Raw genomic sequence first — 8,219 nt, forward strand, 5'->3', positions numbered from 1 at the left:
GTGGTGGATCAGGCGGGAACGGGCTGCTGGGCCTTGGCCAGGAGGTCGTTCAGGTGCTCTTTGAAGCCGTCCGGGCTGTCGAAGCCGCCCAGGATCTCGATCAGGTCGGATGCCTCACCGAAGGTGAGTTCGTTCTGCGAGGCGATCTCGTGGCCGATCAGGAGGCCGATCGCACGGAGGCGACGGTCGCGGTCTCCGGTGAAATCGAGGTCCTTGAAGCTCGCGAAGATCTTCCGCATCTGCGGAGCCGTCGCGCCCTCGCCGGAGGTCGGGCCGGGCGGCGTGTGCGGGGCCTGCTCCTGGCCGTCGCCGCCGTACTGCTCTTGCTGGCCGACGCCGGAGGTCGCCTCAGGCGCGGGGGGAGCCTGCCCCGTCTTAGCCGAGGCGGGGACGGGGGTCTCCTCGGCGGCCTTCAGCGCCGAGCCGTACTCGACGATCAGTGCCTCGATCGTCGACGGCTCCCCTGTCCTGGGGTGGAGCTGTCCCGTGCTGAGGAGGCCGCGGTTTCTCGCCCTGGCGTGCAGAGACCGCGCGCCCTGGTACGTCAGGCTCTCGGCCGTCAGCTCGTTCATGATGGCTTCGACTGGGTCGACGCCCTGGCCGAGCTGTTCGAGGATCACCTCGGCCAGGTCCTCGCCGGGGTGGTAGAGCGTCATCCCTTCAAGGGGGGTGTAGCGGGTCTTCGTGACCGTGCCGGTGCCCTCAACCATGTCGAGGATCAAGCCGAGTTCGTACTCCGCGCCCTCGCGCTGAACGGCCTTGACGCCTACCTTGGTGACCTTCTTGCCCTCGATGACGTAGTCGCCCTTGGTGCGCATCGTGGCGATGACGTGGCCGGGGTAGTTGAGTAGGGCGTCGAGCATGTCCTGCTCGATCGGGTTGCCCTCGCGCCAGCCGCCGAAGGAGCCGCCAGCGCCCGGCTTGCGTCCGGCCTCTTCGACGATGGTGAGGAGGCCGCCTCGGCCGTTCCAGAAGTGCGACCAGGAGTCGACGATCAGGACTGCGATCCCGGCCTGCTTCGCGGCGTCGATGGCCTTGATGAGGTGGCGCGGGTCGTGGGTGTCCATCGGCATGTGCCCGAACTCGTGGCCGCCGAGGTCCGGGCGCCCGGGGACGGGGGCGTAGGTGAGGGCGCTGCCGCGTTCGGTGTCGATGACGCCGATAGGGCCGCCCTGTGAGAGGCCCTCGGCGATGCGGAGGCCGGACTTGGTCTTGCCGGACCCGGCGGGGCCCTGGAGTCCGATGCGGGCCTTGGCCTGTTCGCGGGTTGCGGGGGCGAAGCTGAACGTCACGGTGTGCTCCGGGTGTGCTGGTTCGGGGTGGTGGTGAGGCGGCCGGTCGCCGTGGCCTGCGTGATCCAGTCGGCAGCGCGGGACGCGACGGCGTACCGCCGCTTCTTCAGCCGCGCGACACCGCGGGTGTCGGCCTCGGTCGGCGCGTACGCCTCGGTCGCGTGCGCCTGGAGGCCGGCGGCCAGCTCGGCCCCGATCTCCGCGCGCAGCTCGGCGAGGTCGGCCGCCGCCTCGGGGGCGGGCGTGCCGCTCCGGGTGAGGGCCTGGTAGATACGGGAGTACGCGCTCACCGGTTCTCACCGGCCTCCGAGATCAGCTCGACCACGTCTGTCCAGCGCCTAGACACTTGCTGGAGGAGAGCGCGCTCGTGCTCCATCGCCTCGGTGGCCGCTTCCCACAGGGACGCGTTGCGCCAGGCCCAGATCTCGTCCTCAATGAGTCGGTCGAGCATCGTGGGGTCGAGGGCGTCCAGCTCCCAGCTGCTGGTCCCGTGCTGCCGGATGTAACCGCGGGCTCGGGAGTCGGTGAGCTTGGCCGGGTTCGGCGGCGGCCGGTGCTGCTCGACCTGGTGCATGTTCAGCGCGATCCGCCGTACGTCGACGTCCGCACCGAACAGCTCCAGCCGGTCGGCGATGTCCCGGGTCATGTCCACCCCGGACGGATCGTGATCCCCTAGGTGGATCACGATGGGCTTCTGCCCCTGCTGCTCGTACCGGGCCAGCCTGCGAGCGGCTCCCCACAGCTCGGACTGAGAGGTGTAGCCCCGGCAGGAGAAGAAGTCAACGTCATTCCGCTGGCAGACCCCGGTGATCACGCCGACCAGCGCATCCTTCTCGATCCACACCTCGACGCGGTACGGCTGGTCGGCCCACCGGTGCGTGCGGTAGCCGTAGGCGGCTGATCGGATCACGGACGCGGGGTTGTCCCAGTGGGACAGACCGCGCAGGTTCCGGGTGCGGTCGACGATGTAGTCCCAGTCGAGCAGGCCCGCCAGGCGCGCGTCGTTGACGACGCTGCCGAGCCGCTTGTACTCGGACTGCTTGTTGGCGATGTACCCGCGCGCGACGAACTGGTAGTACAACTGCCTCAAGGTGAGGTCGAAGCCCTGCTCGGCGTACTCCCTACAGATGGTCTCCGCCGTGCGGATCAGGTTCAGGCTGGCCGATCGGAACTTGATGTCCGTGTAGGCGATGCGAGGCATCAGACGCCACCGCCGATCGGGGCGGGCAGCTTGCCCGTCGTGCGCAGGGTGTCCAGCCAGTCCGCCGGGTACCGCAGGTGCTGCCACCGGACCTTGACGAACGCCCGGTCCGTGCCGTGGTACTTGGCCTCGACCTCGACGTTCACCGGCTCGGTGATGCTGCCGGTGCCGGGCAGCTCGGCGCGAACGAGCCGGTTGGTGCCGCACGAGATCGACGCACGGTCCCAGCCCTCCGGCGCCCAGCCGCCGATCTCCATGTGGCTGATGCCGTAGAAGTCCGGGGCCAGCTCGGTCAGCGACCAGCCGGACAGCGTCAGCAGGGCGTCGGACAGTTCGACGATCGCGGGCTGGTCCACGGTCAGCTGATGGGGAGCGGTGTAGGTACGGCGGCCGTCGCGGTCCTGGGTGACGAGACGCCCGGCGCGGGCGAGGGCTCGCAGGTCCTTCCTGGCGGTGTTCCGGTGGTGGCCCCACGGGCTGTGCGCGAGAACCGTCTCGGCGCGTCGTGTGGTCCACGTCCCGCCCGATTCCTGGATGCGGGTTAGGAGGTACCCGCGCCGGGTGCTCAGGTCAGGCATCGGAGCCTCCCGCAGCGGTGTAGAAGCGGCGGTTCGGGTCCTGGTCGTGGAGCGTCAGGTGGCCCTGGCGGTGCAGCTCGGCGAGGTCGGACCGGGCCGCGTACCGCGTGACCCGGATCCCGAGCGGCCGGTACGTCTGGAGCACTCGACTGGTCGACCAGCGGCCACCGGCAGCCACGATGTGCTCGTGGAGAATCTCCTGCCGCGTGCCGTCCGCCATGGAGAGAAAGTCAGCCCGGTCAGCCGCGCACTGCGCACACAGCCACCGCCCGCCCTGCTTCTCCTCCCAGCCGCGCTCGGCGGCCTTGGCCGCCCACTCGCCCCGGTCACACCGGGGGTTGCCACAGGCCAGGAACTCACCGAGGGCCGGAGTGGACTCGCCCGGCTCGCGGGTGTCCTTCCCCAGCTCTCCGTGCAGCGCGGTCACGATCCGGTCCGCCAGGGACTCGACGCCACCAGTCCAGGTGTCCAGGCTCGGCTGCCCCGCCGCGAGATACGCGTGCTCGACCGAGACCGTCGTGTGGTCCGCGATGGCTCCGGGCACCGTGCCCAGGATCGCCGCGGTGACCACCTCTGCCAGATGAGAGTGCGTCATTCGGTGTCACCACCCTCGACGGCAGACGACACCAGCGCCGGAGCGGACGACGCCCGCACGGCCGCCAACGGGCCCACGTAGTCCACGATGTGCGCCAGCGAGCACCGCTCACCGCTCGCCCCGCGCATCGTCAGCAGCGGCATACCGTCCGCACGGCACTCGGCGTAATCCCAGACGTCGCCGTCCATGTCCTGCTGCGGGAGTGCCAGGTCGTAGACGATGCCCCCGTGCCGGTACGGCATCCGGGCGGCGGCAGTCGTACGGGCCTCGACCTGCGGAGCGTCGTACGCGACCACGCTGACCGCGACACCGGCCCGGTGACCGGACCCCACGTACGCGTACGGCAGCGGTTTCCGCTCGGGTTCGGCCGTGATGCCGAGGTACTGGCGCCACTGGCCCCACTGCTCCGCAGCGGTCACCTGCACCGTGACGAGAACCTGTGCGCCATCGCTCCGTACGGACATCAGGCCGGAGTCGGGCCCGCACTCCGCACGGATCTGCTCGGCCAGCGCAGCAGCGCGGGAGCATGCCGCAGCCCAGGCAGCCGCCTGCGTCTGCCGCTCCGTACGGGACTGGGTCGACCAGCCACCGCTCGGCTCCCGGCGGAGGAGGACGCCGTACGAGCGCTCCGGGTCCACCACGAGCTGTGCCCGGTCCAGGGCGTGCGCGACCTGGACCGCGTACGCCTCCGAACAGCCGACGGTCTCGCGGACCGTCTTGATCACCTGGGGAAGATTCCGGTTCACGCCGCCGTCACCATCCCGGCAGACCGCAGAGCGCGGCCCATCCCCTGAACCGCGCGGTACGTCATCGTCTTGACGCCCCCCACGGTCCGGCCCGTGGCCGTCGCCGTCTCAGAGATCGACTGGTTCTCCAGGTACCGCAGTCGGAGGCACTGCTGCTGGGGCACCGTCAGCGTCGTCATGGCTGCCGCGATATGGGCAGCGGTATCCACCCGCCCGATCTCGTGGAGCGCGGAGTCCTCCGCGCTCGCGGCGACCTGGTGACCCTCTCCCACCGCGTCCACCGGGACCTCCAGCCGCACGCGACTGGAGCGGGAGTGATCGATGGCGATGTTGCGGGCGATCGTCCCCAGCCAGGGGCCGAAGCCGTGCCCGGAGAACGTCGACATGCGGCGCAGCGCGCGGAGGAAGACTTCCTGCGTCAGGTCCTCGGCGGTGTGCTGGTCGCGGACCCTGCTCCGCAGGTAGCGCGCCACGTCGCCGTGGTGCTCGTTGTAGAGGGTGGCGAATGCCTCGGGGTCGCCGTTGCGGGCGCGGACGATGAGGTCCGGCTCCGCCTCCGCCTCCGGCCGGTGGATCTTGGGGCTAGCCTGTGGTTTCACGGCTGCCTCTCCTTCTCTGGGTGTGGGTGGTCGCAGGGGTCGCCCTGTACTTGGCGGTGCGGGCGACCCCGCTCTGAGTGATCACGCAGTCGCGTGCTGGATCTGCTGGCTGGCCAGAACCTCAGCCGGGTCGAACCGGCGGCTCTCGCCGACGTAGAACAGGCCCGGCCAGATCTCGCCGCGCGCCTTGGCCTCCTGGACCTGGCGGTCGATCCAGGACATCGATTTCCGCAGGTAGGCAGCCAGCTCCTTCTGCGTCATCAGGTGCTCCGGGACGGCCCGGCCCCGATTCCGCGAAAGCGTGACATGCGTTCTGCGTGTGGATGTAGATTCATCGAGCACGTAGACAACCGTCTCGAAGAGCGCGCCGACCTCCTGGTCGAGTGCGGCGGCGATGAGCTGTGCGGCCCGGTCGCTGCACTCGTCACGGGAGGTCTTGCCCGCGCCGACGATGAACCCGACGTACGACCCGGACAGGCCATGGCCCTCGGGGTCGATCTCCTTGGTCTTGGCGGCGAGGGCGGGGATGCCCATCCCGGCCGCCTTCATGGCGTCCCGGAGGGGCTGACCGCTTTCCAGTCGTCGCATGGTGGAACCTCTGCCATGGGCATGGGTGGTAGTGCGCAGGACCCGTTGACCTGCACTATCTACAGTCTGCATGTAGATGTGGATTGGGTCAACTGTGGTCTGTGGCGCGCCAGATGTGCCCCACAAGGGCACACAGGGGGCATGTAGAAAGCAAAGGGGCGGTGAAATCGGGCCTGCGTATCCCCGATCTACTTGCGGATGTAGATACAAATAGACGAAACTCCCAGGGTGACTACAGGACCCCGCGGCCCCGGCGCCACTGCCGCCGAGGACCCCGCCCCCAGCGGCGAGGACCTGGCAGCACTACTCACACGCCTACTCGCCGAAGCCGACAAAACGCAGAAAGAGCTGGCGTCGGCGGCCGGCGTCAAGTACGCGACGCTGAACGCCTGGATGACACGGGCCCGCGGTACCTCGCGTATCCCCCCGGACGACCTGCGGTCCCTCGCTGACACGTTCCGGACTTGGCATGTGAATGTCACACCGCGCGAGATGTTCACCGCCGCCGGCCGGACCGTGCCCGGGCCAACGACTGCCGAGCGCGAACAGCGACTCCTGCGCATCTACCGCGAGCTGCCCACCGAGTCCCAACGGGCCCTGATGCAGGCCGCCGAGGCTATGCGAGCATCTGCCCGATAAGTCACTAAGGGTTGCCTAATAGGGAGGGTTTTCTCTTCTTCAGAACATATCCAATGAAAAACTTCCACAGCATCACCACATAGGCGTAGCCTCAGCCTTCCCGCTGTCCTCCCGCACCGGGCTCCATGCCACCGCGCATCCTGGGGGACACCTGTGTGCATCCGCATCATCGAGGTCGATGACGCACTGCCGGAGATCGCAGTCTGGGACCCAGACGAGGTCAAAATCCTTGTCCCACGGGGAACCCACCATCACCTACTGATCATGGAACTGCGCGCGCTCCTGACGATCGACCTCGGCGCACCGACATCCAGCGCCGGCCTCGCCTGCTTCTGCGGCGACCCCGTGTATCTACCGGGCGAGCAGACAGGAGGTGGCCGCGTCTTAACTGATCAGTAGGGAAACAACCGTGGTTCGTAGGAGCACTGCAAACCCGCGCGAGACCAAGAACCCTCGGCCCAACCCGTCGATGAAGTGCGGCTGCCCGCCGTGCCTGAGGAAATTTCCAGGCGACCGGCCGCCCGCTGTCGAGCACATCGGCACCTGGGAAGCCCGATACACCGACCCCCACGGCCGGGGCCGCAGCAAAAACTGGCCCACCGAGACCGAAGCGGTGCATTTCCTGGAGCAGACCCACACCGAGATCCGCCAGCGCACCTGGATCGACCCAGCTCGGGGCGAGATCACCCTCTGTCACTGGCACAGTCTCTGGTGGCCCACCCAGACTGGCCAGGAGACGACCCAGGACCGTGACCTCAGGTCGTGGCGGAACCACATCGAGCCCCACTTCGGCAGCCTGCGCCTCTACGAGTTCGAGTGGCGGGAGATCCAGCTCTGGGTCAACGGCCTGGTCGACGAGAACGGCGGTCCCCTCGCCCCGTCGTCCGTGGTCAAGACCTTCCAGATCCTCGACCGCATGCTCGAAGCCGCCAAGCGCGACCGCCGCATCCCGTTCAACCCCGCCGAGGGCGTCAAGATGCCCAAGATCAAAAAGAAGCACCCTGAAGACCGGAAGCCCCCGACATACGGGCAGCTCTGGCGCATCCGGGCCTGCCTCCCCAAGTGGCTGCACAACGTTCAGGTCCTCGCCCAGGAGACAGGGCTCCGCTTCGGCGAGATCGCCGGACTCCGCTGGTGCTGGGTCGACCTGGAGGGCCGGCGTCTCCAGGTCCGCGAAGTCCTGACGGAAGTTGGCGGCCGTATCAAGAGGAAGAGGTACCCGAAATCCAGCGCCGGCCTCCGCACGGTGCCCCTCACCGGGCTGGCTGTCGCCGTGCTGCGCGAGGTCCTGGCCGCATCGCCGAACGCAAGCCGGGTCGAGTCCGAGCCTGGTGACGGGCTCCGCGAGGACGAGCTGGTGTTCCACGGTCGCAACGGCAAGTGCCGCCGTACGGGGCGGCCGTACCGTGCCCCGTTGCGGCGCTCGACGGTCCGGCGGCGGTGGATCGACGCCATCGAGGCCGCGGGGGTCGCCCGCAAGACGGTGCGGAAGGTCACCGTGCAGAAGCCGGACCCGACGACGGGGCGGATGCGGAAGGTCCAGGAGGAGAGGGTCGACTGGTGGCCCGACTTTCACCACCAGCGGCACACGCTCACGTCCCGGTTGCACGCCCGGGGGGTGCCGGAGGTTGTGACGCAGGAGATCCTCGGGCACGAGCGCGCGGGTCAGGTCACCTGGCTGTACACGCATGCTGCGGCGGACTGCGCGGGGCAGGTTCTGGCGGCGATGGATGATTGGCGTCGGGGCGGCCGGCGGCGGCCCGAGCGGGCATTGCGCCTGGTCAGCTAGGGGGTCGTGGTACCCCGCTGCTACCCCGGAACTACCCCGGGAACGGGCTGGGTTCCATAGGGGTCCGGCGGGTATCTGCGATGTAGAAGGGCGTAGGTGCTGGCTGAGCAGGGAATTCACTCACCAGCGGCGATGCCTTTTCTGCATCGGGTCCTGATAAGGATGAGGCCACAGGTTCAAATCCTGTTAGCC

Annotated in this window: 10 protein-coding genes; 2 read left to right on the forward strand and 8 right to left on the reverse strand. The window is 68.7% G+C overall.

Features of this window, described 5'->3' with window-relative positions; genetic code table 11:
- Positions 1-8: 8 nt before the first annotated feature.
- The 8 genes from ACWF94_RS26045 to ACWF94_RS26080 form a co-directional block, all read right to left on the reverse strand.
- On the reverse strand, positions 9-1,292 hold the full coding sequence (locus ACWF94_RS26045) for an AAA family ATPase (protein WP_453493185.1): 1,284 nt from the start codon (positions 1,290-1,292) through the stop codon (positions 9-11).
- Entirely contained in the window at positions 1,289-1,582 is a 294-nt protein-coding gene (locus ACWF94_RS26050) for a hypothetical protein (RefSeq protein WP_453493188.1), read from the reverse strand. The genes ACWF94_RS26045 and ACWF94_RS26050 overlap by 4 nt, the downstream gene beginning before the upstream one ends.
- Entirely contained in the window at positions 1,579-2,493 is a 915-nt protein-coding gene (locus ACWF94_RS26055; RefSeq protein ID WP_453493191.1) for a hypothetical protein, read from the reverse strand. Before ACWF94_RS26055 ends, ACWF94_RS26050 begins: the two co-directional genes overlap by 4 nt.
- Entirely contained in the window at positions 2,493-3,071 is a 579-nt protein-coding gene (locus ACWF94_RS26060; protein ID WP_453493194.1) for a hypothetical protein, read from the reverse strand. The genes ACWF94_RS26055 and ACWF94_RS26060 overlap by 1 nt, the downstream gene beginning before the upstream one ends.
- On the reverse strand, positions 3,064-3,666 hold the full coding sequence (locus ACWF94_RS26065) for a hypothetical protein (RefSeq protein ID WP_453493196.1): 603 nt from the start codon (positions 3,664-3,666) through the stop codon (positions 3,064-3,066). Before ACWF94_RS26065 ends, ACWF94_RS26060 begins: the two co-directional genes overlap by 8 nt.
- Positions 3,663-4,412 carry a BN159_2729 family protein gene (locus ACWF94_RS26070; protein ID WP_453493199.1) on the reverse strand — a complete coding sequence of 250 codons (750 nt, stop codon included), beginning with the start codon at positions 4,410-4,412 and terminating at the stop codon, positions 3,663-3,665. Before ACWF94_RS26070 ends, ACWF94_RS26065 begins: the two co-directional genes overlap by 4 nt.
- Positions 4,409-5,011 (reverse strand): RNA polymerase sigma factor, encoded by a 603-nt coding sequence (locus tag ACWF94_RS26075; protein ID WP_453493202.1) that lies wholly within the window; start codon positions 5,009-5,011, stop codon positions 4,409-4,411. Before ACWF94_RS26075 ends, ACWF94_RS26070 begins: the two co-directional genes overlap by 4 nt.
- Positions 5,012-5,092: 81 nt before the next feature.
- Positions 5,093-5,599 (reverse strand): hypothetical protein, encoded by a 507-nt coding sequence (locus ACWF94_RS26080; RefSeq protein WP_453493205.1) that lies wholly within the window; start codon positions 5,597-5,599, stop codon positions 5,093-5,095.
- A 228-nt stretch (positions 5,600-5,827) separates the two neighbouring features.
- On the opposite strand from ACWF94_RS26080, the gene ACWF94_RS26085 reads away from it, so the two are divergent.
- Positions 5,828-6,238 carry a helix-turn-helix domain-containing protein gene (locus tag ACWF94_RS26085; protein WP_453493208.1) on the forward strand — a complete coding sequence of 137 codons (411 nt, stop codon included), beginning with the start codon at positions 5,828-5,830 and terminating at the stop codon, positions 6,236-6,238.
- Positions 6,239-6,647: 409 nt separating this feature from the next.
- A complete protein-coding gene (locus ACWF94_RS26090; RefSeq protein WP_453493210.1) occupies positions 6,648-8,027 on the forward strand; it encodes a tyrosine-type recombinase/integrase in 1,380 nt (459 codons plus the stop codon).
- Positions 8,028-8,219 lie beyond the last annotated feature (192 nt).

This window comes from Streptomyces sp. NPDC055078, assembly GCF_053607985.1.

What these genes read in the sequence shown, in the direction of transcription:
- ACWF94_RS26060 (WP_453493194.1), bottom strand. Translation starts at nt 3,071, where the DNA reads ATGCCTGACCTGAGCACCCGGCGCGGGTACCTCCTAACCCGCATCCAG.
- ACWF94_RS26055 (WP_453493191.1), bottom strand. Translation starts at nt 2,493, where the DNA reads ATGCCTCGCATCGCCTACACGGACATCAAGTTCCGATCGGCCAGCCTG.
- ACWF94_RS26065 (WP_453493196.1), bottom strand. Translation starts at nt 3,666, where the DNA reads ATGACGCACTCTCATCTGGCAGAGGTGGTCACCGCGGCGATCCTGGGC.
- ACWF94_RS26080 (WP_453493205.1), bottom strand. Translation starts at nt 5,599, where the DNA reads ATGCGACGACTGGAAAGCGGTCAGCCCCTCCGGGACGCCATGAAGGCG.